Source organism: Novosphingobium sp. (assembly GCF_025351285.1).
GTDB lineage: Bacteria > Pseudomonadota > Alphaproteobacteria > Sphingomonadales > Sphingomonadaceae > Novosphingobium.
The window spans coordinates 1-25,443 of sequence record NZ_JANXWG010000044.1 but is presented as its reverse complement, the minus strand read 5'-3'; the positions used below and the strand labels follow the sequence as shown (position 1 = coordinate 25,443).

Genomic DNA, 25,443 nt, shown 5'->3' with positions numbered 1-25,443 from the left:
TGCGGTGCCCGCCCTTTTCTTTTCCCCCCAAGCGCCTATATCACCCCTGCCGGTTTCGACCGGCTATGGTGATAAAGTGTACCGTACAATAGGCGCAGCGGACCCGGGGGCAGTACCCGGCGGCTCCACCACCACCAGTCGGATACGCGCAAGCGTCAGGCCGGCGCCCTGTTATCGCAGGGGTGATGACGGGGCCGAACCAGGATCGACGTGTGTTGAAAAGCGGTATTTTTGCCCGGGCTGAGTAACCCGTTCAAGGCTCAAAACCCATAAGTGCCAACGATAACGAAGCACTTGCTCTCGCAGCGTAATTCTAGGGGCTAACGCCCTGACCTTACAAAGCCAGAACACGGTCGGGCCCACCGGGTAACAGAAGGGACTCCAGCGGCGCGGGGCGGGCCGGGCAACAGAACCGCCCCACTTTTTGGTTTGGCGAAATTCGCGAAAGAGCGAATTTCGCGTGCTTCCCCGAGCCCACACCCCCACCCAAACCACCCAACAATAGGTACCCTATGGGTGGTTCGGGTGGGGTGTGGGCTTGGGGAAGCCTCCGGACGTCAGTCCGGCAAACAAGACTCGCTACCTCCGCACCAGCCCCCGTGGCCGCACCACGCCCAGGTCAAGATGCGACACCACCCCCGGCGGCGCATCGCACACTTGCGGAACCACCGTGCAGCCCACCAGCCCGGTCCACGGAATGCCCAGGAACGGGTGCCGGCCATCGGCGTCCGCCATTGCCATCAGGTGGCATTCGAGCGGCGGATCGCCGTGGATGCGCACGCGATATTTGGCTTCGCCCTCTTCCCAAAGCGGCTCGATCTGCGTGCCGAGCTGCCAGTAGAAATGATACACGATCAGCGGCTTGCCCCCGCTCCACGCGGTCCATTCGTAATGCTGCCCGCCGCAGGTGCCGGCCTTCACCAGGCCGAACTGGTGCTCGATATCGACCAGAGCCCTGGCCACCTCGAACTTCACCGTCACTTCATCGATCTCGACGCCGAGGCCTTCGGCAATCATGCTCATCGACGAATAGAAGTGCTTGTACGTCTCGGGCGATCGGCGCGGCTTGGCCAGCAACTCGTCGCAATCGGCGCCGAAGCCCATGATCTCGGTGTAGATCATCGGGTTGCGCACCTTGTCGATCACCTCGCTCAATTCGATGCAGTCGATCCGGCTCATCAACCGCGCCAGCGTCAGCGGCAGGATATCTCCCGCAAAGCCCGGATGAATCCCGCACCCGTGAAACGAAACGCCGCCCTCGCGGCACGCCGCCTCCACCCGCGCGGCGTGTTCGGGAATGAACTTGTTGGGCAGAAACGGCCCCGCCGGCGAGACCACGTTCTTGCCCGAGGCTAGCAACCGGCACACCATGTCGATCGGCGGGGTCATCATCGAGGGCGCGAACAGCACGCAATCGGCCTCCATCGCCACGATCGCGTCCACGTCATCGGTGCACAGCACACCCGTCTTCGGCAGCCCGACAATGTCGCCCGCGTCCTTGCCCACCTTGGCCGGGTCGGTGACGAGCACCCCGACCAGCTCGGTCACCGGGTTCTCGATGAAGTACTTAAGCGCAGCCTTGCCGACGGTGCCGGTGGCCCACTGGATGACCTTGTAGGTTTTCTGGGTCATGGCAAATCCCTCAATTGAGCCCGCGCACCTGGCCGCCGTCGACGCGGTAATTGGCGCCGGTGATGAAGCCGTTGGCGGGGCTGGCGAGCATCGCCGCCACCATCGCCAGCTCTCGCGGCAGCCCGAAACGGCCGGCGGGGGGCACCTCGAACACCTGCTCGCTGGCCAGCCGTTCGTTGACCTGATCGGGCGTCAGCGAAGGATCGCCGAACTTGTGCCGCCCGAACCGCACCAGCCCGTCGACCATGATCACACCGGGGGTCAGCACGTTGGCGGTCACGTTCACCCCGCGCAGCGATCCCGCCAGGCTGACCGTGTAGTTGTTGAGCGCAGCTTTCGCGGCCGAATAGTCGACCCCCATGAAGTTGGGCTGCATCGCCACCGCGCTCGACACGTTGACGATCCGCCCGAATTTGGCGGCCACCATTGCGGGCACGCACAACTGGCACAACTGCACCGCGCCGAGCGTGTTGGCCTTGTAATTGGACAGGAAATCCTCGGCCGCGATCTCGGCCGGGCGCTTCGAGGTGTTGCCTTCGGAATTTCCGCCGGCGTTGTTGATCAGCACTTCGATCGACCCGCCCAGCGCAGCCATGGCTTGCGCATGGACCGCCGCCGCGCCGCCGTCCTCGGACAATTCACCGATCGCCACGCCCGCCGCGCCGATCTCGGCTGCCACGGCTTCGGCCCGATCGCGGTTGCGCCCGTGGACGACCACGCGCGCGCCTTCCTCGGTGAACAGCCGCACGATGGCTTCGCCGATGCCGCTGCTGCTGCCGGTGACGAGCACGCGCCGGCCATGAAGCTCGAGGTCCATTGCTCTCTCCCGCGCGCGGTCAGCCGGCGCCTGGGAAGGTGATATGGTCGCCAACGAAGTTTGCAAACGGCCACGCACCCCGCCGGGGCGATGATGCACGGTCCTGCCGCGACGATCGGTTTACGGTTCTGGCGAAGTTTGCGCGGCCGCGATCATGGCGCCGGCCAGCGCGCTGCGCTGCTGCCACGCGGGCCGGTCGGGTGCGATGTGATAAAGCCCGTGGAGGTAGGCGCGATCCCACACCGTCAGATCGGGTTGCGCATTGCTGCGGGCACCAGTGCGCGCGAACATGCCCAGCACCGAGGGCAAGCCGGCGAGGCCGCCGTCGGTCCCCTTGATCTGCGCGAACGCGACCATGGCGGCGTAGCTGGCGATCGCATCGAGCGGGTACCCTTCCGCCCTCGTGATATCCACCACCACGACCGTTGCCGAAAGATTGAAGCGGACGCCCGTCGAAACAAGGCTGGCGTGCCAGACCTTCAGATTGCCTTCTTCATCGACCTTGTCGCCATCGGCGCCCTCGGTCCCGGTGCCGTACCACCAGCGGACGGCGCGGCCCGAATCGAACAGTTCGCGCCGCTTCGCGATGGTCAGGCCCGCGAACAGCAGCGGCTGGCGCATGCTCATCGCGCGGACGAGACTGTCGCCATCGTTGCTGAATATGATCGCCAGGTTGGGCTCGCAGCCCGGCCGCGCTTCGGTCAACGTGCCCGTGGCCGCGGCGGCGCGGCGGACCTTGTCGAGCACCGACGCCGTATATTGCGGATCGATATTGAGCACGACCGGGCAGAACGGCTTGGCCCGCCGCGCGTATTGATCGACTTCGGTAAGCTGCGTAACGGTCCGGATGAAACCCGCAACCTCGTGCTTGAGCTTGGCAGCGTCCTGCGGGATCGCGTTGACCACGATTCCGGGTGTTTCCGCCGCAGCAGGAATGCTCAAGCACAAGCAAACCATGCAAGCCAATGCGGGCAAAGCCTTGCGCCTGTGATTCAAGCCCGCCCCTCGAACACCGCCGCTGCGCGCGATGCCGTGCGGTAGCGCACCGAATCGAGGATTGCCGCGCCGGCCATGAACACCGCGCCGGTGCAGGCAAGGAACAGCAGCACGCCCTGGAATCCGGGATAGATGTCGAGATAGACCCGGCCGCGCTGGATCGCGCCCAAAGCCAGCGCGTAAATGATCGCGAAGGCTTCGAGCCGGGTCTTGATCACAAACAGTCGCGCAATTTTCATCAACACGGGCCCCGGTTCCTCTTAACCTTTGGCTTCGCAATCATCGTGCCATTCCCGGATTTGCGGGGCATAGGATGGTTAACCGCAGCCGGGCTTGTCAAGCTGACCGACAGCCTTGCGTTAACAAGAGGTTATACGCACAAATTGGGCCGGAGTTGCACGCGAATCGGTGAGTTGTCTTGCGCGTGCCGTCAGCCGAGTTCGGCAAGATCCAGCGCATTCAACAGCGCGCCGCGCGCCGCACGGACGGTGGTGGCGAGGCTTGCGAGGCCAAGGTCGGCCGGATCGATCTGCTCAGGCCAGTGCTCCGCGATCACCCGCGCCATCAGGTCACCGCGTGCCTCATCCAGCAAAAAGCGATGATCGATCGTCGCGGGATCGGCCACCACGCGCAAGCGCAGGCACGCCGGGCCGCCGCCATTGGCCATTGATTGTCGTACGTCGACCGGGATCACGCGGCGGATCGGGCCATTCGAGGCGAGCATCGCATCGAGCCATGTGCGGACCGATGCGCTGTTCCAGGCTTCCTCGGGGATCACCAGCGCCATCTCGCCCGAGGGGAGCGTGAGCAGTTGCCCGTTGAACAAGTAGCTGCGCACTGCTTCTTCAAGGCTCACCGCGCTGGCGGGCACTGTCACGAATTCGGCAGCGGGCAAGGCAGCACGGATTGCCGCTTCGGCGCCGGCGCGATCGGCAAAGGCCTGTTCGTGCGCAAACAGCACGGGACCATTGGCCACCGCGACCACGTCGTTGTGGAACGCGCCGGCCGCGATCGCAGCGGGGCTTTGCTCGATGAACAGGCAGCGTTCGGGGGCCAGCCCGTGCACACGGGCCACAGCGCGGCTGGCTTGCTCGTGCTGGCGTGCAGGGAATGCGCCGCCGGATCGGCCGTACACGAAGATCTCGATCCCAGCCGCATCGTGGCTGGTCGCCATGCGCATATGATTGGCCGCGCCCTCGTCGCCGAAGCACGCGGGGACTGGGCCGTGGACCGCAAAGTGCGCGGGATCGGCGAAGGCGAGTCGCAATTGCCGTTGCGTTTCGGGCCATTCGATCGAACGGTGCGGCATCGTTACCAGGTTGGCCGGGGTCAGGTGGCAGCGCCCGTCGGCGGTATCGGGCGCGGGCGAGACGGTGGCGGCGTTGGCAGTCCACATCGATGACGCGGACCACGCCATCGCGCGCACCCTTCGATCGCTGTCGCCAGCCTCACCCTCAAGCCCCACCGCCGCAAGGAATGCGGCATCGGGCCGCGGCAGCGGCACGAAGAACCCCTGTGCCAGCCCCAGCGCCAGGTTGCCGCGCATCTTTTCCAGCCCCTGCAAGGCCGCAGCGCGCGGATAGCTGACATTGCCCAGGTGCCGCGCCGAAGCGAGATTGCCCAGGCTCAGCCCGGCATAATTGTGGCTCGGCCCGACGATCCCGTCGAAGTTGATCTCAACCAGAGCCATCAGCGCGCCACCCACCACACTGTATCGCCTACACCCACGCCGAGTGCGGCTGCCGCCTCGGGATCGAGCGCGATGCCTTCACCGGCCGGCGCGATCGTGGCGAACGAACAGCGAAACTGCGTAAGGTGCCCGGTCGCCACCAATGCCTTCGATCCTTCCTCGCACGGCACCACGGAGACCACTTTCACCGCCTTGGCATTGGCGATACTCTCGACCTTGTCGGTCCGCGCGGTCATGGTCGGGCCGCCGTCGAAGATGTCGATGAAGCCCTCGTAACTGAAGCCTTCGCCCTCCAGCATCCGCATCGCCGCGCGGCCGCTGGGGTGCGGCAAGCCGATCGCGCTGCGCGTGGTTTCGGGCAGCATCGCCACGTAGACCGGGTGCTTGGGCATCAGATCGGCGATGAACTGGTTGCCGTTGATGGCGTTGAAGTAATCGGCCTCCTGGAAGTTCATGCCGAAAAACCGGCCGGCCACGCCATCCCAGAACGGCGATCCGCCACGCTCGTCGATGATCCCGCGCAGTTCGGCCAGGATGCGATCGGCAAAGCGCTGGCGATGCATCGCGATGAACAGGTAGCGGCTGCGCGCCAGCAACATGCCCAGCCCGCCTGCGCGTTCGTGCGGGTGCAGGAACAGCCCGCCGACTTCGCTCGATCCCTCAAGGTCGGTCACCAAAGCCAGCATCTCGGCGCGGAAAGTGCGCTTGAGCTCGACCGAATGCTGGGTCAGCGTGGTCATGCGGTACGAATAGAACGGCCAGGTCTGGCCCACCGCGGTGAACAACTGGCACGTGCCGCGCACATCGCCGGTCTCGACGTTCTCGAGGATCAGCACGAACAGTTCGGCGGGCTCGAAATCGCCGTCCCGCCCGAATGCGGCAATCGACCGTTCGAGCTTGGCGGTCAGCGAGGGCTTGTCGGCGGGCAGGTTGGTGAAGCCGCCGCCGGTCAGCTTGGCCATCTCGTAAAGGTGTTGCAGGTCCGATGCAGCGGCAGCGCGGATGCGGAAATGAGCCATTATTCTCCCCCAGCCAAGTTACTCTCCACCGGATAGCCGGTGCAGCACCAGCGCCGACAGCGCCGCGCGCTCGGCCAGGCTGGGCACGAGCAGATATTCCTCGTCCGAATGGATAGCGCCCCCGCGCACCCCCATCGTATCGACCACCGGCACGCCCAGCGCGGCGATGTTATTGCCATCGCACACCCCGCCCGAGGGTATCCAGCTTATCGGCTGGCCCAGTGCTTCGCCGCATTGCTTGACCAGCCCGAACAGCGCCTCGGCCGCCGGCGTCAGCGGCTTGGGCGGGCGGGTAAGCCCGCCGTGGAGGTGGAGCGAAACCTCGTGCTCCTGCTCGATTTCGTGCAATATCAGGTAGATCGCGCGGCTGAACCGCTCGGCATCGAGCTCGCTTTTCGGCCGGATGTTGAAGCGCAGCACTGCCGAATCGGGCACGACATTGTTGGCCGATCCGCCGTCGATCCGCGCCGGGTTGATGGTGAGCCCGCTGGTTTCCATGTGCTTCAGCCGCACCGCCAGATCGGCCGCCGCCACCAGCGCATTGCGGCCGTAACCAGGGTTGCGCCCGGCGTGTGCGGAACGGCCCGACACCACCACCGAAAAGTTGCCGCTGCCACCCCGCGCGCCCGCCAGCGTGCCATCGGGCAGGGCAGAGGGTTCGTACGTCAGCGCAGCCGCCTTGCCCTGCGCCAGCGCGGCGATCAGTGGCGCGGAAGAGAGGCTGCCGGTTTCCTCGTCCGAATTGATCATCACGTCATAGCCGACGCGAGCCGCTTGCGAGCTGGCTTCGAACGCAGTCAGCGCGGCCAGGATCACCGCGATGCCGCCCTTCATGTCGGCGACGCCGGGGCCGTTCAGCGTCACCGCGTCGATCCAGCGGGTGCGCTGGAACGGGTGATCGGCGGCGAACACGGTGTCCATGTGCCCGGTCAACAGATAGCGGCGCGGCGCGTCGGGCCGCACGCGCAGGACCAGGTGGCGCCCATGCGATTGCTCGATCCGCGCGCCGTTCGCCGCCACCGCGTCGACCGGCGCGGGCGCGAGCAGTTCCAGATCGCCCGGCAGCGCGGAGAACGCCTCTGCCAGCGCATCGGCCTGCGTGGAAAGACCGGCAAGGTTGCCGGTGCCGCTGTTGATATGGCTCCACGCCTCGACCTGGGTGAGCATGGCGGCAGCATCGGTCTGGCCCGCCAGCGCGGATTCGGTGCGGGAAAGCTGTTGCATGCGAAACCGTCTAGCCCGAGCGGGTCTTGAAGGCCAGATGCGCGCCGGGGAATTGCCAAGTTGCCGGGGAATTGCCAAATTGGAGGCGATCGGCCATAGGCGGCGGTGTTCCTCCCCAGGACAGGCGATTCAACACGGGCGCGATCCGATCGCGTCCGCAGCACTTATGGTGAGGTTCATGAACGACTACACAAAACGCAGCACCCTCCGCGTCGACGCCGGCCTCGCGCACTTCGTCGAAAGCGACGTGCTGGCGCCGCTCGGGCTTGATGCAGGCACGTTCTGGCAGGGTTTCGCCGCGATTTGCGAACGGTTCGCTCCGCAAAACCGCGCGCTTCTGGGCCGCCGCGACGAATTGCAGGCGATGATCGACACCTGGCACGGTGAACATCGCGGTAAGCCGATCGACCCGCAACAGTACCGCGCGTTCCTGAAGGCCATCGGCTACCTCGCCCCAGAACCCGCGCCTTTTGTGATCGGCACGACCAATGTGGACCGCGAGATCGCGCTGATGGCCGGGCCGCAGCTTGTCGTGCCTGCGCTCAACGACCGTTTCGTGCTCAACGCCGCCAATGCGCGCTGGGGCAGCCTTTACGATGCGTTCTATGGCACCGATGCGCTCGATGCGCCGGCGGCGAAGCCTGGTGGCTACGACCACGAACGCGGCGCGGCGGTGATCGCGGCAGGGCGCGCGTTCCTCGATTTGGCGCTGCCGCTGGCGGAGGGGAACTGGGCCGACTGGGATGGGGAGGGCGTGCCGGCGCTGGCCGATCCCGCACAGTTCGTAGGCACCAGGCCGGGCGGATTGCTGTTCGAACATAACGGCTTGCACATCGAACTGGTGCTGAACCGCGATCACCCGGTGGGCAGCACCGACAAGGCCGGAATCGCCGACGTGGTCCTCGAATCCGCGCTGACCGCGATCGTTGATCTGGAAGATTCGATCGCCGCGGTCGACGCCGAGGACAAGACGCTGGCTTATCGCAACTGGCTTGGGCTGATGCGCGGTGATCTGGTCGCATCGTTCCAGAAGGGCGGCCGGACGATGACCCGCGCGCTCGATCCAGACCGCGATTGGACCGCCACCGATGGCAGCGCGCTGACGCTCGCGGGCCGCAGCCTGCTGTTCGTGCGCAACGTCGGCCACCTGATGACCAATCCTGCGATCATGCTGGCAGATGGCCACGAGATCCCCGAAGGCATCATGGACGCGGTGATCACAAGCGCAATCGGCATGCATGACGTGAAAGGGCTGGGGCCTAACCGTAACAGCCGGCAGGCGAGCATCTACATCGTCAAGCCCAAGATGCACGGGCCTGACGAATGTGCGTTCACCAATGACTTGTTCGACGCGGTCGAAGACCTGCTCGGGGCGCCGCGCTACACCGTGAAGGTGGGGGTGATGGACGAGGAACGGCGCACGTCCGCCAATCTGGCCGCCTGCATCCATGCGGTAAAGGACCGGGTGGTGTTCATCAACACGGGCTTCCTCGACCGCACCGGGGATGAAATCCACACCTCGATGCGCGCGGGGCCGATGGTGCGCAAGGGCGCGATGAAGGCCAGCCAGTGGATCGTGGCTTACGAAGCGCGCAACGTCGGCATCGGGCTGGCGAGCGGCTTTTCGGGCCGCGCGCAGATCGGCAAGGGCATGTGGGCCGCGCCCGACCGGATGCACGCGATGATGCAGGAAAAGATCGCGCACCCGCTGACCGGCGCCAACACCGCCTGGGTGCCTTCGCCAACCGCCGCCACGCTCCACGCGATGCATTACCATCAGGTAGCGGTGTTCGACGTGCAGAAGGAAGTGGCAACGCGGCCGATTCCGGGGCTCGAACCGCTGCTGACGATCCCCTTGGCGGATGGCGTGAACTGGTCCGAGGCCGAAGTGCGCGAGGAACTCGACAACAACGCGCAAGGGCTGCTGGGTTACGTCGTGCGCTGGATCGATCTGGGCGTCGGTTGCTCGAAAGTGCCCGACATCAACGACATCGGCCTGATGGAAGACCGCGCGACCTTGCGCATTTCCAGCCAGCATATGGCCAACTGGCTATTGCACGGGGTGTGCAGCAAGGATCAGGTGATGGATTCGCTCAAGCGCATGGCCGCCAAGGTCGATGCGCAGAACGCGGGCGATGCCGAATATCAGCCGATGGCGGGCAACTGGGACACCAGCTTCGCTTTCCGCGCGGCGTGTGATCTGGTGTTCAAGGGCGTGGAACAACCGAGTGGCTATACCGAGCCGTTGCTGCACGCGTGGCGGTTGATGAAGAAGGAACACGATCGGGAGGCCCGGTCCGTTCCGGCTTGAGTCTGTCCCAAATTCGAAGTGCCCACCCCTAACCCCTCCCGCAAGCGGGAGGGGGACTAAAAGGTGTTCCCCGCCCGCTTGCGGGAGGGGAGCGAGACTTGGCAGCTTGCTGCCTAGTCGCAGCGGGGTGGGCCGTTCAGGCGCAGCGTGAGCGGGTCAACTTCCCAACACCCGCGCCAGCCCGACGAAATCCGCCACCCCCAGCGTCTCGGCCCGCCGGTCGCTGGCAATTCCCAGCGTCGCCAGTGCCTCGATCGCCCCGGGCACGCTCTTCAAACTCTGCCGCAACATCTTGCGGCGTTGGCCGAAGGCGGCTTCGGTCAGGCGTTCGAGCGTCCGTGCGCGGGTGGCTTCGGGCTGATCCGTCGGGGTAACGTGCACCACCGCCGACATCACCTTGGGCGGCGGGGTGAAGGCACTGCGGTGGACTTTCATCGCGATTTTCGGGCTCGCGCGCCATTGCGCCAGCACGGCCAGCCGCCCGTAAGCCTCGGCATTTGTGGCCGCGATGATGCGTTCGGCCACTTCCTGCTGGAACATCAGCGTCAGCGAACGCCATTGCGGCGGCCAGATGTCCCGGTCTGAGTCTGCCCCTCCCAGCCAGCGCACGAACAGCGCGGTGCCGACGTTGTAGGGCAAGTTCGCGACGATATCGAAGGGCCCCGCGAACAAGCTCGCATGATCGATCTTCATCGCGTCGCCCTCAATCACGGTGAGCTGGCCGGGAAATGCCTCGCCAAGTTCGGCCAGCGCGGGCAGGCAGCGCTTGTCCATTTCGATCGCGGTGACTTTGGCGCCCCTCCGCAACAATGCGCGCGTCAACCCGCCGGGGCCGGGGCCGACTTCGAGCACGTCGCGGCCCGTGAGATCGCCCGGGATCGCCGCAATGCGTTTCAGCAACTGCTCGTCGAACAGGAAATTCTGGCCGAGCGCCTTCGACGCCTGAAGCCCGTACTTCGCCACCACCTCGCGCAGCGGGGGCAAATCGGGCACCACGTACTCGACTCCGCTCACGCCGCCAGCGCCCGCCGCGACGCGATTTCGGCAGCCATGCGCAGCGCCGCAATCGTGGCATTCGCGCGCGCCACACCCTTGCCCGCGATATCGAACGCGGTGCCGTGATCGGGTGAAGTGCGCACCATCGGCAGCCCGAGCGTGACGTTGACGCCCTCGTCGAAATCGAGCGCCTTCATCGGGATCAGCGCCTGGTCGTGGTACATGCAGATCGCCACATCATAGGTCAGCCGGGCTTCGGCGTGAAACATCGTATCGGCCGGCAACGGCCCGCGCGCGTCGATTCCGGCAGCACGCAGCGCCTCGACCGCGGGCGCGATCGTATCGGCATCCTCGTGCCCCATCCGTCCGTCTTCGCCGGCGTGCGGGTTGAGCCCGGTCACGGCGAGCCGGGGATGCGCAATCCCGAAATCGCGCACCAGCGCATGCGCGGCAATCGCCGCGCGGTTGCGGATTAGTTCGCATGTCAGCATGCCCGGCACTTCGCTAAGCGGTACGTGCACCGTCACCGGCACCACCCGCAGGCTCGGCCCGGCCAGCATCATCACCGCGTTCTTGGCCATGACACCGCACGCCTGCGCCACGAATTCGGTCTGGCCCGGATAGGCAAAGCCGATCTTTGCCAGCCGCACTTTTGCCACCGGCGCGGTCATGAGCGCCCCGGCAGCGCCGCCGCGCACCAGTCCCGTCGCGATCTCAAGCGCCCGCAGGGCCAATTGCGCGCCGGGCTCGGTCGGGTTGCCCGGTGTGTAGGCGGCGTCGCCCAGGTCGAGCAGCGGCAAGGCATCGTCGAACACCGCCAGCGCTTCGTGCGGCGCACCGATTACCGAGACCGGCACCGCAATCCCGCGCGCCTTGCCTGCCGCCTCGATCACCGCGCGGCTGCCAACGACAAAAAACGGCGAAAGGCCCGTCTCGCGCCGCTTGGCCCAAGCGGCGGCGAGCAGTTCGGGGCCGACGCCGGCGGGATCGCCAAGGCTGGCCGCGATGGGGAGGTGGAGCGTCATCTGTCGCTCCCTAGCACAGCAATCGTGTCCCGATCAGTTATACTCGATGATCGCGTCGCGCCGCAGATCGCGCAGGTAGGCTTGCGCGCGCTTGTTGACGCGATCGTCTTCCATCTGCGTCTGGATCTGCTCGAAGCTTGGCCCTTCGGCCACTTGCGGATCGTCGCGGCCGCACAGCATCAGCACGCGCACACCTTCATCGAGGCTGCCGAACGGCGGGGTGACCTGCCCGACCGAGAGCTTGAGCACCAGGTCCTGCAAGCCCGTGGGCAAATCGCGGCCCTTGACGTTGTCGTTTTCCACCACCGCGGCGCCGATCCCGTGCGCGGCATCGTCGGCGGCGCCGCAGCCCTTCACTTCGCTCATGGTCTTGGCGAAGATCGAGGCGCGCTTCTGCGCGTCGTCCTTGGTCGTGCCCTTGGGGAAATCGAGCGAAATCTGCTTGAGGCTGAGCACCGCATCGCGCGGATCGGCGGTGAGCACCTGGCGCTTGTCGATCAGGTAGAGGATCGAGAAACCGCCGGGGATCGGCACTGGCCCGGCCAGGGTGCCGGTGTTCATCTGCTGCGCCACGGTGCTGAGTTCGGCGGGCAACTGCGCCAGCCGGATGAAGCCAAGATCGCCGCCGACCGCGGCGGTGGAGGCCTGCGAGTACTGGCGCGCATAAGCCACGAAGCTGCCGCCCTGCTTGAGCTGCTCGACGATCTTCTTGGCGTTTTCCGCGACTTGCGCCTTGTTTTCATCATTGGCCGAGAGGAAGATTTCGCCCAGCCGGTATTCCTCGGTGCCCTTGGCCGCCTTGAGCCGGGCCATCATTTCCTGCACTTCGCCGGCGGAAATATTGATATAGGGCTGGACGTTACGGCGTAGCAGGCGCTGCCACGCCAGTTCACCCTTGATCTGGCGCTTGAGCGAGGCGGGCGCCGAACCGACCGAGATCAGGTACTTGGCCAGCGCGGTGGCGCTTTTCTGGAAGTTCTGTTGCGAAACCCGCGCGTAAGTCTCGTCGACTTCGTCATCGCCGATGTCGATCTTGGCGGCCTTGGCCTCCTGGATCTGCAACGTTTCATCGATCAGGTTGCGCAGGATCTGCAACCGCAGCCGCTCCCTTTCCTCAGGCGAAACCTTGTTGCCGTTGGCTGCGAGGATCAGCGCGAGCCGCTGGTCGACATCGGTGCCCGTCACGATTTCACCGTTGACGATGGCGGTGGCGCGGCGGTTGTTGGGATCGTTCTTGCCGAAGAATTCGGGGTTGGCGGGCAGGTTGAGCTGTCCGCTGGTCGATTGCTCACCGGCGCCGGCCATCGGGTCGGACTGCGCGCGCACAGATGCGCCCGACAGCACGAGGCCGAGGGCCACCAGCGAGGTAACAGACTTGCGAAACGGACGATAGGCTTGGATCATGGAACGAACTGGTCCTGTCGGGCGGGCGGGCCGCCCCAAAAATGGCATCAAGGAATTGTCAGGCATCTGGCGCGGCCCGGCTTAACCCAAGCTGATTGGCGCGCGCGATAGCGGGTTTGCGAATGCGGGGAAAGGGGGGCCGGAATTCGGCAATTGTGTCCTGCAGCGTCCCGATTGGTAAAAGTCAGTGTGCCTGCCTGGCGTCCCGGCGCTCGCGCGCTTCGCGTTTGCGCTGTTTGCGGACCTTGCGGCCGAGATTGCGATCGGCTTCTTCTTGGCTGGTCGTCGCCATGTCGATCGCTTTGCTGCCGACCTTGAAGGGCGCACGGACCGCGGTTCCGGCGAGGCCGGTGACTGCATTTCCCGCCATCGATGCAACACAACCCGAAAGCAGCAGGCCTAGAAGAAAAACGGAAAATCGGCGCACGGGAAGGTCCCTTCGATGACCCTGAGGGCCTAGGTCGAAGATGGTTAATTTTTGCTGACAGGCGCTTCGGCATTGTGCTGCTACCTTCGGACTGCGCCGCGCTCCGGTCAAAATGCAACCGGAACTCGCTGGTGCCGTGGGCAGCCAATGCATAAAACGTGAAACAGCTCGACAGGCCTGGACGTTTGGAACGCCTGTGTCCAACTTAACTCGAAAGCCTTTTTATTTTGGCCTGTGACAGTGATAGTCGCCTGTCGCGTGATTTGTGTGGCAGCCGTTTGCGTCGGTGCCACCGCTGTGCGCTACTGGCTTGGGCAGGCTGTCGGAGCGACCATTGTGTTTGATCTTTGCTGGGGACAATTCAGTCACGCTTCGCCCAGCGGGCGGTTCGTGCGCAAGGGCTGAACTCGCAAACACCAGAGCGACGATTGGCAGGGCCGCTTTAAAAGTCTTCACAGAGATCTCCTTGGTTGAAGGGGAGCAGTCTTTTAAACGACCCAAAGCTATTCTGGCCATTATGGACCTTTTTGCGGACTCAACCATTAGCAAATCGTTACCCGGAGAATTGCGGGAATTCCGGGGGGTGGGGAAGGGTTCAGAGGACAATGCACGGATGCGCGCGACCGGGCATCGGGGCAGGGCCGTTATGGATCGGTGGCGATGGATGAGGCACATCTTTTTGCGTCATTTCGCTATGTCGCGCTCTATCCTGTTCGCGCCAGGATAACGCTGGCACTGAGCAAGCGCGCTCCTCAGGCATCGCGCGATATGTCAAAATTGCCGTGACAGGCAGACCGCCCCCTACCGTATCCCCAGATTCCGCAGTGCAAAGCTGAACTGGAAGGCGTTGCCGCGTTTGGCGTCGCCGGTGGTGATGTAGTCGCGGCGCCAGGTGAACGACAAGTCGATGCAATCGTCGGTATAGGCGATGCCGGCGCGGTGGCGCAGCAACTGGAAGCCGTTGCCGTTGAGCGCGGGGTTCTGCGAATTGCGCGTCAGGTTGACCACGGCGCTGGCGAACACCGAATAGTATTTCTTCACCGTGACCCGCCCAGCCATGCGCAGTTCCTCGCGGTCCTGCAGTTGTTCGAAGGCGGGGTCGATGTTGCGGTTGAGGCTGAGGTAGCCCAACTCGAAATAGGTCTTGTGATTGCCCACGGTCGCATCGAACTCGTTGCGGCGCAGCGTCAGGTTGTTTTTATCGAGCCGGTAGCGCCAGGTCAGTTCGACCGCGTCCTTCAGCCGCAGCGTCGTGCGCCCGACGATGTCCGACACCTTGTTCGACAAGCCGGTGCCGTCGGGGATCAACTGGTTCTGATCGGACAGGCGCACGCTTTGCCCCAGCGTGGAGGTGACGCGCCAGCCCGGCCGGTCGAGCCGGTAATCGAAGCCATAGGTAAAGCGCACCCCGCCTTCGACCCGATCGTAACCGGGGAAGCGGTTGAGCGCGAACAAGTTGGAATCCTCAAGATCGACCGCGCGCGAATCCTCGTTGGGCACGTTGAGGTTGGCGATCGTCGGCGTCGCCACGATCTGCACGTGCGGGGTGAGCACTTGCGTACCGCCGGCGAACGGCCCGGCGAAGGGCCAGATCACATCGACCGCGCCGCTCGCCACGCCGCGCGTCTGCCAGCCGGCGCGGCCCTGATACACCGCGGTGCTGGTCAGCGCGTTCGAGCTGCTGTGGTAAAGATCGCCGCGGGCCAGCGCGGTGAACGTCACGACCTGGCCCATGCCCGTCACCGTGCGCAAGTTCCATTCGGCCTTGGCAAAGGCGCGCTGCGTGTCTTGCCCGGCGCTGCGCAGGATGCCGAGCATGTTGGCCTGGAATTCGAGATTTCCGCCCAGGCCCAGCGGCGGCGTCACGCGCTTGCGGTAATCGAGCAGCGGCAGCGCCAGCGGTATCTGGCCCTGCGCCTCGTTGGGGCGCAGGGTCTGCACGCCCCACGCCGCCAGGCTGAAATAGCTCGACGGACCGATACGTTCGAGGTTGATGGTCGAGCGCAATTCGTCATCGAAGCTGATGTCGTAGCGGCGCAGGAAGGTGCGGTCGGTCGCCAGCCGGATCGACGAGGTGACGGCCCAGTTGTCGCTGAACTGCGCATGGCCGTTGGTGTCGAAATAGCCGCGAAAGTTGAAGTTCGAGGTGGGCGCGCCCGAAACCGAGATGGCGCGGCTCTGCGTGAGGTAGCCGGTCATCTGGAACGCGCCGATGTCGGTCAACTGGCGGAACTTGGCCGAAACCATCGGCAACGCGTTGGTGAACAGGTAGCCGCCGATCGTGAGATCGCGGTTGTTGTTGAAGCGGATGTAGTAGCTGTCGATGAATTCCAGCCCGTTGGCGGCCGAAGACTTGATGTCGGGCACCAGCAGCCCGTTTTCGGGGCGGTTGTCGAGCGTGTGGACCAGCCCCGGCAGCGGCAGCAGGCCAAGGCCGAACAGATGGAACACCGCACCGTGATAGCGCACGTGCTGGTCGGCCGGGTTGTAGCTGACCCTGACCGCGGTGATCTGCCAGCTTGGCTTGCGCGGGCAGCCATCGCTGTCCTCGATCGCGCAGCCGCTGTAGGTGGCGGTGTCGAGCTGGACCACGCCTTGTGCATCGCGTGACCCATGCTTTGCCGCGAGGCGGCCACCTTCGCGCAACACCAGCAACAGGTTGTCGATCGCCCCGGCCTTGAGCGCGTCGGTCAGTTCGACGCGTTCGGTGTAGAGCACGTTGCCTGCATCGTCGACCAGCCGGATATTGCCGGTGGCGACGATCTGCCCGGTCTTGCGGTCCCACGTGACATTGTCGGCGCGCACCGTCTGGTCATCGCGGCGCAGCACCACGTTGCCGGTGGCGGTAACGGTTTCGGATGCCTGCGCACCGCCCAATTCCGCTTCGGGGGACTGGTACTGGACCGCGTCCGCCTCGAAGCGGATCTGTTCCTTATCGGCCGCCGCTGAGGACTTCGACGAGGATTCGCCCGGGGTCTTCGGCTCGGATTTCGGCTCGGGCGTGCCTTCGGCATCGAGCACCGAGACAGTGGCGGCGGGCGCCTTGGGCGCGGGCCTGGCCTTGCTGGCGCCCGAAGCGCCGCGCGCGCCCACGGTCAATGGTTGTGCGTGCGCGGCGGCCAGCGACAGCAAACAGGTGCCAAGCGCCAGAGCCACCGCTAATGCGCGATGGGCGCAAGCGGTTCGGGTCACGTTTCGCAAGCTGGGGGCTGGCGGCCAGAGGGGCGAATATCCGGGCCGCTTCGGGGGTAGCATGGCTTGCCTATCGCACCGGTGCGGCCTAACTGCAAACCCACATTTTTTCGGTTCGTCGCGGCTGGCGGCGGACTGCTCGCAGATCCGACAGGAGCATTCGATGAAGGTTACTTTTGGCATGACCGCTGTTTCGGGCCGCCATGTTGTGGCGCGGCTGATGGCGCAGGACGCGTTTCCGGCCGATCTCGATGCCACGCTGCGCGAAGCCGCCGGCGCCGGGCGCTTTGCCGGAAAGCCGGGCCAGACCTTCGAAGGCTTCACCGGCAGCGGCGCGGATTTCCGCCGCATTGCGCTGGCCGGGCTCGGGGACGCGATCGGCGATGCCCGCCTGTCCGCCGCAGAACGCGCGGGCGGCGCACTGACCGCCAAGTACCTGACCTCGGGCGAAACCACGCTGGCGATCGACTTCGCCGGATCGGGCCTCACCGCCGCCGAAGCCGCACAAGTCCTGCTCGGCGCGGTTTTGCGCGGCTGGCGCTATGACATCTATCGCACAAAGCTGTCCGCTGAACAGAAGGTCTCGCTCACCGAAGTGATCGCGGTGAACGCGCCTGATGGCACCGAAGCCGCCTGGGCCACCGAAAGCGCGATCGCCGCCGGCTCGGCGCTGACTCGCGAACTGGTCACCGAACCCGCCAACGTGATCTACCCCGAAAGCTTCGTGGCGCGCTGCGAGAAGGCGTTCGCGGGCACCGGCGTGGAAATCGTGGTGCTCGACAAGGCGGCGATGACCGATCTGGGCATGGGTTCGCTGCTGGGCGTGTCGCAAGGCTCGGTGCGCGAACCCAGGATGCTGGCGCTGCGCTGGAAGGGTGCCGATGTGGCGCAGCCGACCGCGTTCGTGGGCAAGGGCGTTACGTTCGACACCGGCGGCATCAGCCTCAAGCCGCCTGCCGGCATGGAAGACATGAAGTGGGACATGGGCGGCGCGGGCGCGGTTGCGGGCGCGATGTTGGCGCTGGCGCTGCGCAAGGCCAGGGCCGATGTGATCGGCGTGTGCGGGCTGGTCGAAAACATGCCCGATGGCAATGCGCAACGGCCGGGTGACGTGGTCACCTCGATGTCGGGCCAGACGATCGAAGTGATCAACACCGATGCCGAAGGCCGCCTTGTGCTGTGCGATGCGCTGACCTGGGTGCAGCGCACCTACAACCCCGCGCGGATCGTCGATCTCGCGACCTTGACCGGCGCGATCATGGTCAGCCTGGGCAATGAACACGCCGGGATCTTCTCGAACGACGATGCCTTGGCCGATGGCCTGCTGGCGGCGGGCAAGGCCGTGGGCGAGAAGCTGTGGCGGCTGCCGATCGGCCCGGCTTACGACAAGCTGATCGATTCGCCGATCGCCGATATGAAGAACGTCGGCCCCCGCAACGGCGGCTCGATCACCGCCGCGCAGTTCCTCCAGCGCTACATCGAAAAGGACGCGAGCGGAAAGCAGACGCCGTGGGCGCATCTCGACATCGCAGGCGTGGTCTGGGCCGACAAGCCCGGCGCCACCTGGGATAAGGGCGCCACCGGCTATGGCGTACGGCTGCTCGACAAGTTCGTGCGCGATACGCTGGAAGCGTAATGCGGCTGACGCGGCGGTCTGCCCTCGTAGGCGCGGTGACGCTGGTCGCGGCGAACGGCCTGCGCGCTGCGCCCACTGATCCGCTGCCCGAGCCAATCAGCCAGTCCGAACGGCTCGCGCGGATCGCCAAAGTGCAGGACCTGATGCAGCGGCAGGGGATCGCCGCGCTGCTGGTCGAAACCGGCAGCAGCCTCGTCTATTTCACCGGGGTCCGGTGGAGCCGGTCTGAACGCATCACCGCCGCGGTGATCCCCGCGCGCGGCCCGGTCGTGCTGGTCACGCCGTTCTTCGAGACGCCCTCGGTCAAGGAAACGCTGGCGATCCCCGCCGATGTGCGAAGCTGGAACGAGGATGAAAGCCCGTTCAAGCTGATCGCCAAGGCGCTCGGGCCGGTGACGGGCCCAGTCGCGGTCGAGCAGACGGTGCGCGAATTCATCGTCGACGGGTTGCAGCGCGAAGGCGGCTTCAAGGTCGTCTCGGGAGCCGGCCTCGTCAACGCCTGCCGCCAGATCAAGTCCCCCGCCGAACTCGCGCTGATGCGCCGCGCTAACGCGATCACGCTCGCCGCACTGCGCGAAGTGCACGGCAAAGTCAGCGCCGGCATGACCCGCAACGACATTGCAACGTTGATGCAAGCCGCCACAACGCGGCTGGGCGGAGACAGCGAATTCGCGCTCGTCCTGCTCAACGAAGCCAGCGCCTACCCGCACGGATCGCGCCAACCGCAGGTCGTGCGCGAAGGTTCGGTGATCCTGATGGACTGCGGCTGTGTGGTCGATGACTACCAGTCCGACATCTCGCGCACCTGGGTCCACGGCGAGCCCAGCCCGCGCCAGCGCAAGGTGTGGGACACGATCCGGCGCGGGCAGGACATGGTCTACAACGCCGCGAAACCGGGCGTGCCGGTGTCGACGCTCGATGCCGCCGTCCGGAAGTTCTATGAACGCGAGGGCTGGGGCCCCGGCTTCACGCTGCCCGGCCTGTCGCACCGCGCCGGCCACGGCATCGGCATGGACGGCCACGAATCGCCCTACCTCGTCGGCAACGACCAGACCCCGCTCCAGCCCGGCATGTGCTTTTCGAACGAGCCCGGCCTCTACATCCCCGGCGAATTCGGCATGCGGCTGGAAGACTGCTGGGTGATGACCGAGCACGGGCCGGAAGGCTTCACCCCGCTGGCACGCTCGCTGTCCGACCCGATCTGAACCCGATGCGCGTCGATTTCTACCAGTTGACGCGCGATCCGGTAGAGGCGGTCCTGCCGCTGATCGCGCGCAACACGCTGGCGCAGGGCCAACGGCTGCTGGTGGTTTCCGAACCCGACCAGTTCGACCGGCTGAGCGACGCGCTATGGACGCGCCTGCCCGAAAGCTTCCTCGCCCACGGCCGCGCGGACGAAGTCCACGCCGATCGCCAGCCGATCCTGCTGTCCACCACCGTCCATCCCGCCAACGGCGCGCGCTACGTCGCGCTGGCCGACGGCGTGTGGCGCGAAGAAGCATTGACCTTCGACCGCGCATTCCTGCTGTTCGGCGATGCCACGATCGTCGCCGCGCGGGCGGTCTGGCGTGATCTTGGAACGCATGCAGACCTCGATCGTCACTTGTGGAAGCAGGACGGCGGCAAATGGCAGGAAGCAGGCTGATGCCCACCACCCTCGCACCCGCTCGAACCACCCGCATCTGGCGCTGGCTGGCCGCGCTGGGCCTGCTCATCGTCCTTGCTATCACAGGAACCAGCGTCATGGCCATCGAAGAGCCCAAGTTCACGCTGTCCTCGCGCGATGGCGCGTTCGAAATCCGCGATTACCAGGGCGCGGTGGCGGCCGAAGTCACCGTGACCGGCGACCAGAAAACCGCGGCGAGCAAGGGCTTCCGCCTGCTTGCAGGCTACATCTTCGGAAGCAACACCGGCCAGCGCAAGATCGCGATGACGGCGCCCGTCGCGCAACAGCCCACGTCCGAAAAGATTGCGATGACCGCGCCTGTAACGCAGACACCAACCAATGGCGCGTGGGTGGTGCGCTTCACCATGCCATCGAGCTACACGTTGGACACGCTGCCCAGGCCGAACAACAGCCAAGTCCATTTGCGCCAACTGCCCCCCGCGCGCTTCGTGGCCTTGCGCTTTTCCGGCCTCGCCCGCCCCGCCACCGTGGCGGAGCGGACCGCGGAACTGATGGCCTTCGTGCAGGCCCGCCACCTGAAAGCCCTCGGCCCGGCCTCGCTTGCGCAATACAATCCGCCATGGACCCCGTGGTTCATGCGGCGCAACGAGGTGATGGTCCAGATCGCGGGCTGAGCGGCGCTACGGCAACCGCCACACCAGCAGCACCATCCCCAACACGCCGGCGATCACCGAAGCGATCCGTGTCAGCGCAAACCCAGGCGGCACCGTCACCACGCGGCGCAGCACGGCAGCCAGCAACAACACCGCGCCCACGAACGCGAATTGCCCCAGTTCGATGCCCAGGTTGAACCCCGCCAGTGTCGCCAGCCGGTGCGCGCCTTGCGCCATGATCGCGCCGATCGCCGCTGCAAAGCCCAGCCCGTGCAACAGCCCGCAAGCGAACACCACCGCGATCCGCGCGCGCCCGCCCGCAAGTCCGGCCGGCCCGCCGCGCCACAAGTTGAGCGCGGCCATCAGCACGATGCTCGCCGCGATCCCCGGCTCCACCACGGCGGGCGCCACGCGCACCACGCCCAGCACCGCGAGCGTCAGCGTAATGCTGTGCGCCACGGTGAAGCTGGTCACCACGCCCAGCCAATAGCGCCAGCCGGCTGCGGCCACCACGATCGTCAGCAGGAACAGCAGGTGATCGGGTCCGCCCAGGATATGTTCGATGCCGATCCGCACGAAGTCGGCAAACGTTGCCAGGCCGCCCTTGAAGAACGCATGGCTTTGTGCGCTGGGGCGCAGGATGGCCACTTCGGCGCTGTCCTCGCGCTTGTCGCGCTTGGCGGTCATCGTCATTTGCGCCTCGCCGGGACGCGTACCGAACAAGTCGGTCTCGACCACAAGGCGTTGCGGCGGGCTTGAGAAGCGTTCGCTGTGCAGCACGACGACATAGGCGCTGTCGGCCGGCGGCCCTTCGGTCTGCGGGGACCAGGCCATCGTCATCAGCACCCGGCCCGCGACGCCTTCGGAAGAGACGTGAAAGCGCCGGTTGAACGCGTCCGCGATCTCGCGCGAATGCCGGGTGATTTCGGCCTGCGAGGCTCCCCCGCTGCGATCATCATCGATGCCGTGGAGCGCGGAGAGCGGCACCGACACCACGAAATAGGCGGTATCCCCCACCACATTCATCGTCGCGGTCTGCGCGGGCAGCAGATGGGCCATGGCCGGCGCGCCGCCGCCGACCATCAGCGCCAGCGCCAGCCACGCGATCGACCGCAGCCGGATGCGAATCAGAACACGCCCTTGAAGCAGCGCGGCAGGTACGGGTACGTGTCGGTGGCGTAGTAGTGGTAGATGCCGCTCGGGAATTCGGGCGTCACCCCGAAGCGGCCGTTGCAATCATCGAGATCGCCCGATCCCGCCACATAGTTCCAGTCGCTGACGAAGGTGCCCAGCGGAATATTCGCCGCCGAAGGCCGGCCCGCATCGGCCACCGTGTCGACCGCATAGCTGCCCTTGATTACCCTCAATGCGCTCGTCGCGCTGGTCGCCACGCTGTAGCCATAGCGCGCATAGATCGGGAAGCCATCGGGCGCCCAGCCGATCAGCAGCATCTTGGGCGCGGTGCTGCTCACCCCGGCGGCGGTCAGCACGCCCTCGGGCATGCCGTGGTAGTGATAGACCCCGCCCGGCTGGACGTGCGCGTTGTTGCTGTCGACGCCGAAGTCGAAGAAGCTCTGCAACGCTTCCAGGCTGAACGTGCCCATGCCGATCGCGGTGCAATCCGAAGCCTTGGTGGCGGTGGAGGGGCAACTGCCCCCGGTGCCCGGATGGAACTTCACCCCGTTGAGCGCATAGCCCAGCGACCGCGAAGTGTTGTTGGCGGTGCCCAGCGAGGGCGCCAGCGTGGCCGAAAAGCTGACCGTCTGCACCGTCGGCGTGTTGGGATTGCCCGAATTGGGGAACGTGCCGATCGGGTGATTGGGCACGCCGTTCGCGGTCAAGGTCCGCGTCGACGTCGAACAGATCCATGACGATGTGCTGGTCGCGGTCACCCCGGTGGTGAGCGTGATGTTCGGCGTGCTCTGGCTGTAAGGGCACAGCACCGTGGCGGTCGAGATCGCGGTTCCCGTCGGTGTGGGGGTCGGCGTCGGCGTGGGAGTGGGCGTCGGAGTCGGGGTGGGGGTCGGGGTTACGGACGTCGTCGTGCTGCCGCCGCTATCCCCGCCGCACCCGCCCAGAGCCAGAATCACTGCCAATGCCGTTGAAACTTGCGAAGCTCGTGTCATTGCGCGCTCCTGCCGCTCGTTATGGCACTTTCGATGTCATAAGCGCGACGATGATGTAAAGTATCATTGTGTATCGGCAGCGAGACACTGTGGCGAAACCGCGCGACCGGCCCCCCTCCCGCTTGCGGGAGGGGCTGGGGGTGGGCCGCGTCAAAGCGCGATGTTGGGGCGTAAACAAGAAAAGTGCCCACCCCTAACCCCTCCCGCAAGCGGGCGGGGGACAAGGATGCGTGCTCCCGCCTGCGGAGAGCCGAAGGCGTTCCGCAGGAACAGCGGCTGGTGGTGGGGAGCGGACCATTCAGATCCTCCCCGTTCATGGGGAGGGGGACCATGCGCAGCATGGTGGAGGGGGCTCTCCATCTTACACTTCATCTCGTGTGTTGCCCCAGTTCGTTAGCCCCCACCACCACCCTACGGGCGGTCCCCCTCCCCACGAGTGGGGATGATCGGGTGTCTGCAAATGCGCGTAAGCCGCCTTACGGGTAATGGTCCGCAATGGCGTCGTGTCCTGATTTGCAGCTTCGGTTGCAGATGGGCGGCTATCGGGCGCGTTCGGCAGCGGGTGCTGCGGCTTGAAAGTCTTGGTTAGCGGTCATTGGATGAACTATTTCTTCTGAATGGCTTCAATCGGGCCTTGAAGTTGACCCATGGTCAACCTGTAAACGGCGTTTCATGATCGAGACTCTGGATATTGCCGCCGTCGCGCGCCTTACAGGCCTGACCAGCCGGGCGCTGCGTTTCTATGAAGCGCGCGGGTTGATCGCACCGCTGCGCACCGCATCAGGCCGGCGCCTGTTCGGTACCGGCGAACTGGCCCGGGTTCACCAACTGCTGACGCTCAAGCGCGCCGGACTCAGCCTCGCCCAGATCAAGCAATTGTTCGAGGGTCGCCGAATCGACCTCGGTCGGTTGCTGCGTACCCAGATCGACATCATCGATGCCCAGGCTCGCGACCTCGCCGAGGCGCGCACCCATCTCGAAACCGCATTGTCCCGCATCGACCGTGGCGAACCGCTCGATGCCGCGACCCTTTGTTCGCTGATAAAATCAGGAGCGACTATCATGGAACACGAAAACTGGTCGGCAGTCAGCGACCGCTATATCGGGCCTGAGGCGAAGGCCGACTTCGCCGCGGCCATGCCCAAAATGCCGCCGGACTTCGATCAGGCAGCTTACACAGCCAGGTGGGACGATTTGGCTGCGCGCATCCAGGCGGCCCTGCCGATGGATCCCAAGTCGGACATGGCACGCGCCTTCTACGATGAATGGATGGCTTTGCTGGCCCCATTCACCGCGATTGCCACTCCCGCCATGATGCAGGGCGTCGGCAAGATGTACGACAAGATCCCCGAGTGGCAGGCCGAACAGAAGCCGCCCTTTTCGGCCGAAGTGTGGGCGTTCATCAAGTCGGTTGGCCCGGCGCCGGTGCCGCGCGGCTGAAAAATACGGTCCGCCACGGTCGTGATCGGCCGTGGCGGGCCCCCGTTTCTGGCCCCCTCCCGCTTGCGGGCGGGGCTGGGGGTGGGCAGCGGCAAAGCGCAGCGCTGTGGGCCCAGACAAGAAAGTGTCCACCCCTAACCGCTGTTCCTGCGGAACGCCTGCGGCTCCCCGCAAGCGGGCGGGGGATCCGGTCAGCGCGCTCACGCACGATTTTCCTACATCGCCTTGGCCTGCTATGCTCGCATCGGCTCTTTGCATCGTTGAACCCGCTTCATCGCCCAGACAAAACCGTGTTCGTGCATGTGTTTTATCAACTAACTCCGCGCGACTCGCCGGAAATGCGTGGATCTTGAATTTGGACCTGCACGTGCTGGCGCAGGACCCTGCACCGCATCGCCTTGCGGCGCCGCGCAATCCTCGCTAGGGGCCGCGCGCAACGGAATTCGGGCGCTTTGCCCAAGCTCAAAAGGACTTTCCCATGGCGGTGACCCGCACATTCTCGATCATCAAGCCCGACGCCACGCGCCGCAACCTGACCGGCGCGGTCACCAAGATGCTGGAAGAAGCCGGCCTGCGCGTCGTCGCTTCGAAGCGCATCCACATGACCCGCGAACAGGCCGAGGGTTTCTACGCGGTCCACAAGGAACGCCCGTTCTTCGGCGAACTGGTTGCGTTCATGATCTCGGGCCCGGTCGTGGTCCAGGTGCTCGAAGGCGAAGACGCAATGCAGCGCAACCGCGACATCATGGGCGCCACCAACCCCGCCAACGCCGCGCCGGGCACGATTCGCAAGGAACTGGCCGAATCGATCGAAGCCAACTCGGTCCACGGTTCGGATTCGGACGAAAACGCCGCGATCGAGATCGCCTACTTCTTCAAGCCCGAAGAAATCGTCGGCTAAACCCATGATCGGCATGGGCGAGAGTGGTGAAGACTGCCCGTTCGCATTCAACTTCGATGCGGGCAGCTTCAAGCCGGGCGACACGGTGAGCTACCGCGTCAATGGCAGCCTCGAAGGGTTTCCCTTCGTGGGCACGCTGCTCGAAGTCCATGCCGATTACGTGGTGATCTCGCCGGGTGAGAGCGAGCCCGATGCGGGCTATCGCGGCACGCGCGAAAGCCGGCCGCTGGTGGACGTGAGCGAGGTTGGGTAATCCGAGGCACCCCGTTCGTGTCGAGCGAAGTCGAGACTCGTCTGGCGTTGTGCGAGCGTGTCTCGACTTCGCTC

Annotated in this window: 23 protein-coding genes and 1 other RNA gene; 9 read left to right on the top strand and 15 right to left on the bottom strand. The window is 65.5% G+C overall.

Annotated elements, in window-relative coordinates; genetic code table 11:
* Nucleotides 1-10: 10 nt before the first annotated feature.
* Nucleotides 11-422: a transfer-messenger RNA gene (gene ssrA / locus Q0R16_RS05340) on the top strand.
* A 157-nt stretch (nt 423-579) separates the two neighbouring features.
* On the opposite strand, the gene Q0R16_RS05335 is transcribed toward ssrA, so the two are convergent.
* The 7 genes from Q0R16_RS05335 to Q0R16_RS05305 all read right to left on the bottom strand — a co-directional run bounded on the left by Q0R16_RS05335 (nt 580) and on the right by Q0R16_RS05305 (nt 7,378).
* Nucleotides 580-1,632, bottom strand: a complete 1,053-nt coding sequence (locus Q0R16_RS05335; RefSeq protein ID WP_295633111.1) for a hypothetical protein — start codon at nt 1,630-1,632, stop codon at nt 580-582.
* Between the two features lie 10 nt (nt 1,633-1,642).
* Entirely contained in the window at nt 1,643-2,449 is an 807-nt protein-coding gene (locus Q0R16_RS05330; protein WP_295633108.1) for an SDR family NAD(P)-dependent oxidoreductase, read from the bottom strand.
* Nucleotides 2,450-2,569: 120 nt separating this feature from the next.
* Nucleotides 2,570-3,391, bottom strand: coding sequence for a hypothetical protein (locus tag Q0R16_RS05325; RefSeq protein WP_295633105.1), 822 nt, complete (start codon nt 3,389-3,391; stop codon nt 2,570-2,572).
* A gap of 50 nt (nt 3,392-3,441) precedes the next feature.
* Nucleotides 3,442-3,690 (bottom strand): hypothetical protein, encoded by a 249-nt coding sequence (locus Q0R16_RS05320; RefSeq protein ID WP_295633102.1) that lies wholly within the window; start codon nt 3,688-3,690, stop codon nt 3,442-3,444.
* A 185-nt stretch (nt 3,691-3,875) separates the two neighbouring features.
* Nucleotides 3,876-5,135 (bottom strand): N-succinylarginine dihydrolase, encoded by a 1,260-nt coding sequence (locus tag Q0R16_RS05315; protein WP_295633099.1) that lies wholly within the window; start codon nt 5,133-5,135, stop codon nt 3,876-3,878.
* Nucleotides 5,135-6,154 carry an arginine N-succinyltransferase gene (locus tag Q0R16_RS05310; RefSeq protein WP_295633096.1) on the bottom strand — a complete coding sequence of 340 codons (1,020 nt, stop codon included), beginning with the start codon at nt 6,152-6,154 and terminating at the stop codon, nt 5,135-5,137. The genes Q0R16_RS05315 and Q0R16_RS05310 overlap by 1 nt, the downstream gene beginning before the upstream one ends.
* Nucleotides 6,155-6,172: 18 nt before the next feature.
* A complete protein-coding gene (locus tag Q0R16_RS05305) occupies nt 6,173-7,378 on the bottom strand; it encodes a hydrolase (protein ID WP_295633093.1) in 1,206 nt (401 codons plus the stop codon).
* Between the two features lie 178 nt (nt 7,379-7,556).
* On the opposite strand from Q0R16_RS05305, the gene Q0R16_RS05300 reads away from it, so the two are divergent.
* Nucleotides 7,557-9,689, top strand: coding sequence for a malate synthase G (locus Q0R16_RS05300; protein WP_295633090.1), 2,133 nt, complete (start codon nt 7,557-7,559; stop codon nt 9,687-9,689).
* Between the two features lie 156 nt (nt 9,690-9,845).
* Here the strand turns inward: Q0R16_RS05300 and rsmA are convergent, their stop codons facing one another.
* The 6 genes from rsmA to lptD all read right to left on the bottom strand — a co-directional run bounded on the left by rsmA (nt 9,846) and on the right by lptD (nt 16,697).
* Nucleotides 9,846-10,682 carry a 16S rRNA (adenine(1518)-N(6)/adenine(1519)-N(6))-dimethyltransferase RsmA gene (rsmA, locus tag Q0R16_RS05295; RefSeq protein WP_295633120.1) on the bottom strand — a complete coding sequence of 279 codons (837 nt, stop codon included), beginning with the start codon at nt 10,680-10,682 and terminating at the stop codon, nt 9,846-9,848.
* A 17-nt stretch (nt 10,683-10,699) separates the two neighbouring features.
* Nucleotides 10,700-11,710, bottom strand: coding sequence for a 4-hydroxythreonine-4-phosphate dehydrogenase PdxA (gene pdxA / locus Q0R16_RS05290; RefSeq protein ID WP_295633087.1), 1,011 nt, complete (start codon nt 11,708-11,710; stop codon nt 10,700-10,702).
* Nucleotides 11,711-11,743: 33 nt separating this feature from the next.
* Nucleotides 11,744-13,015: a peptidylprolyl isomerase gene (locus Q0R16_RS05285; protein WP_295633117.1), complete on the bottom strand. Its 1,272-nt coding sequence runs from the start codon at nt 13,013-13,015 to the stop codon at nt 11,744-11,746.
* A gap of 283 nt (nt 13,016-13,298) precedes the next feature.
* A complete protein-coding gene (locus tag Q0R16_RS05280; RefSeq protein WP_295633114.1) occupies nt 13,299-13,484 on the bottom strand; it encodes a hypothetical protein in 186 nt (61 codons plus the stop codon).
* Nucleotides 13,485-13,763: 279 nt separating this feature from the next.
* A complete protein-coding gene (locus tag Q0R16_RS19530; RefSeq protein ID WP_366857161.1) occupies nt 13,764-14,057 on the bottom strand; it encodes a YHYH domain-containing protein in 294 nt (97 codons plus the stop codon).
* Between the two features lie 285 nt (nt 14,058-14,342).
* On the bottom strand, nt 14,343-16,697 hold the full coding sequence (gene lptD, locus Q0R16_RS05275; protein ID WP_295633084.1) for an LPS assembly protein LptD: 2,355 nt from the start codon (nt 16,695-16,697) through the stop codon (nt 14,343-14,345).
* Between the two features lie 199 nt (nt 16,698-16,896).
* On the opposite strand from lptD, the gene Q0R16_RS05270 reads away from it, so the two are divergent.
* Genes Q0R16_RS05270 through Q0R16_RS05255 form a run of 4 tightly spaced genes read left to right on the top strand, consistent with a single transcriptional unit; the run spans nt 16,897 to nt 20,670 of the window.
* Complete coding sequence (locus Q0R16_RS05270) at nt 16,897-18,369, top strand: leucyl aminopeptidase (protein WP_295633080.1); 1,473 nt, start codon at nt 16,897-16,899, stop codon at nt 18,367-18,369.
* Nucleotides 18,369-19,574: a Xaa-Pro peptidase family protein gene (locus Q0R16_RS05265; protein ID WP_295633076.1), complete on the top strand. Its 1,206-nt coding sequence runs from the start codon at nt 18,369-18,371 to the stop codon at nt 19,572-19,574. The genes Q0R16_RS05270 and Q0R16_RS05265 overlap by 1 nt, the downstream gene beginning before the upstream one ends.
* A 5-nt stretch (nt 19,575-19,579) precedes the next feature.
* Nucleotides 19,580-20,014, top strand: coding sequence for a DNA polymerase III subunit chi (locus Q0R16_RS05260; protein WP_295633073.1), 435 nt, complete (start codon nt 19,580-19,582; stop codon nt 20,012-20,014).
* Entirely contained in the window at nt 20,014-20,670 is a 657-nt protein-coding gene (locus Q0R16_RS05255) for a heme-binding protein (RefSeq protein WP_295633070.1), read from the top strand. The genes Q0R16_RS05260 and Q0R16_RS05255 overlap by 1 nt, the downstream gene beginning before the upstream one ends.
* 6 nt (nt 20,671-20,676) lie before the next feature.
* Here the strand turns inward: Q0R16_RS05255 and Q0R16_RS05250 are convergent, their stop codons facing one another.
* Nucleotides 20,677-21,708, bottom strand: a complete 1,032-nt coding sequence (locus Q0R16_RS05250) for a HupE/UreJ family protein (RefSeq protein WP_295633067.1) — start codon at nt 21,706-21,708, stop codon at nt 20,677-20,679.
* A gap of 68 nt (nt 21,709-21,776) precedes the next feature.
* Nucleotides 21,777-22,775, bottom strand: a complete 999-nt coding sequence (locus tag Q0R16_RS05245) for a YHYH protein (RefSeq protein WP_295633064.1) — start codon at nt 22,773-22,775, stop codon at nt 21,777-21,779.
* A gap of 672 nt (nt 22,776-23,447) precedes the next feature.
* Here Q0R16_RS05245 and Q0R16_RS05240 point away from each other — a divergent pair.
* The 3 genes from Q0R16_RS05240 (at nt 23,448) to Q0R16_RS05230 (ending at nt 25,369) form a co-directional block, all read left to right on the top strand.
* Nucleotides 23,448-24,215 carry a MerR family transcriptional regulator gene (locus tag Q0R16_RS05240; protein WP_295633061.1) on the top strand — a complete coding sequence of 256 codons (768 nt, stop codon included), beginning with the start codon at nt 23,448-23,450 and terminating at the stop codon, nt 24,213-24,215.
* Between the two features lie 478 nt (nt 24,216-24,693).
* Nucleotides 24,694-25,116 carry a nucleoside-diphosphate kinase gene (gene ndk / locus Q0R16_RS05235; protein ID WP_295633059.1) on the top strand — a complete coding sequence of 141 codons (423 nt, stop codon included), beginning with the start codon at nt 24,694-24,696 and terminating at the stop codon, nt 25,114-25,116.
* 4 nt (nt 25,117-25,120) lie between these two features.
* Complete coding sequence (locus Q0R16_RS05230; protein ID WP_295633056.1) at nt 25,121-25,369, top strand: hypothetical protein; 249 nt, start codon at nt 25,121-25,123, stop codon at nt 25,367-25,369.
* Nucleotides 25,370-25,443: the final 74 nt, after the last annotated feature.

Coding starts and splice junctions, on each gene's coding strand:
- Q0R16_RS05330 (WP_295633108.1), bottom strand. CDS start 2,449: ATGGACCTCGAGCTTCATGGCCGGCGCGTGCTCGTCACCGGCAGCAGC.
- Q0R16_RS05335 (WP_295633111.1), bottom strand. CDS start 1,632: ATGACCCAGAAAACCTACAAGGTCATCCAGTGGGCCACCGGCACCGTC.
- Q0R16_RS05245 (WP_295633064.1), bottom strand. CDS start 22,775: ATGACACGAGCTTCGCAAGTTTCAACGGCATTGGCAGTGATTCTGGCT.
- ndk (WP_295633059.1), top strand. CDS start 24,694: ATGGCGGTGACCCGCACATTCTCGATCATCAAGCCCGACGCCACGCGC.
- Q0R16_RS05280 (WP_295633114.1), bottom strand. CDS start 13,484: ATGGCGGGAAATGCAGTCACCGGCCTCGCCGGAACCGCGGTCCGTGCG.
- Q0R16_RS19530 (WP_366857161.1), bottom strand. CDS start 14,057: ATGGCCAGAATAGCTTTGGGTCGTTTAAAAGACTGCTCCCCTTCAACC.
- pdxA (WP_295633087.1), bottom strand. CDS start 11,710: ATGACGCTCCACCTCCCCATCGCGGCCAGCCTTGGCGATCCCGCCGGC.
- Q0R16_RS05240 (WP_295633061.1), top strand. CDS start 23,448: ATGATCGAGACTCTGGATATTGCCGCCGTCGCGCGCCTTACAGGCCTG.
- Q0R16_RS05260 (WP_295633073.1), top strand. CDS start 19,580: ATGCGCGTCGATTTCTACCAGTTGACGCGCGATCCGGTAGAGGCGGTC.
- Q0R16_RS05310 (WP_295633096.1), bottom strand. CDS start 6,154: ATGGCTCATTTCCGCATCCGCGCTGCCGCTGCATCGGACCTGCAACAC.
- Q0R16_RS05315 (WP_295633099.1), bottom strand. CDS start 5,135: ATGGCTCTGGTTGAGATCAACTTCGACGGGATCGTCGGGCCGAGCCAC.
- Q0R16_RS05230 (WP_295633056.1), top strand. CDS start 25,121: ATGATCGGCATGGGCGAGAGTGGTGAAGACTGCCCGTTCGCATTCAAC.
- Q0R16_RS05250 (WP_295633067.1), bottom strand. CDS start 21,708: ATGGCCCATCTGCTGCCCGCGCAGACCGCGACGATGAATGTGGTGGGG.
- Q0R16_RS05265 (WP_295633076.1), top strand. CDS start 18,369: ATGCGGCTGACGCGGCGGTCTGCCCTCGTAGGCGCGGTGACGCTGGTC.
- Q0R16_RS05285 (WP_295633117.1), bottom strand. CDS start 13,015: ATGGCCGGCGCCGGTGAGCAATCGACCAGCGGACAGCTCAACCTGCCC.
- Q0R16_RS05270 (WP_295633080.1), top strand. CDS start 16,897: ATGAAGGTTACTTTTGGCATGACCGCTGTTTCGGGCCGCCATGTTGTG.
- Q0R16_RS05300 (WP_295633090.1), top strand. CDS start 7,557: ATGAACGACTACACAAAACGCAGCACCCTCCGCGTCGACGCCGGCCTC.
- Q0R16_RS05305 (WP_295633093.1), bottom strand. CDS start 7,378: ATGCAACAGCTTTCCCGCACCGAATCCGCGCTGGCGGGCCAGACCGAT.
- Q0R16_RS05255 (WP_295633070.1), top strand. CDS start 20,014: ATGCCCACCACCCTCGCACCCGCTCGAACCACCCGCATCTGGCGCTGG.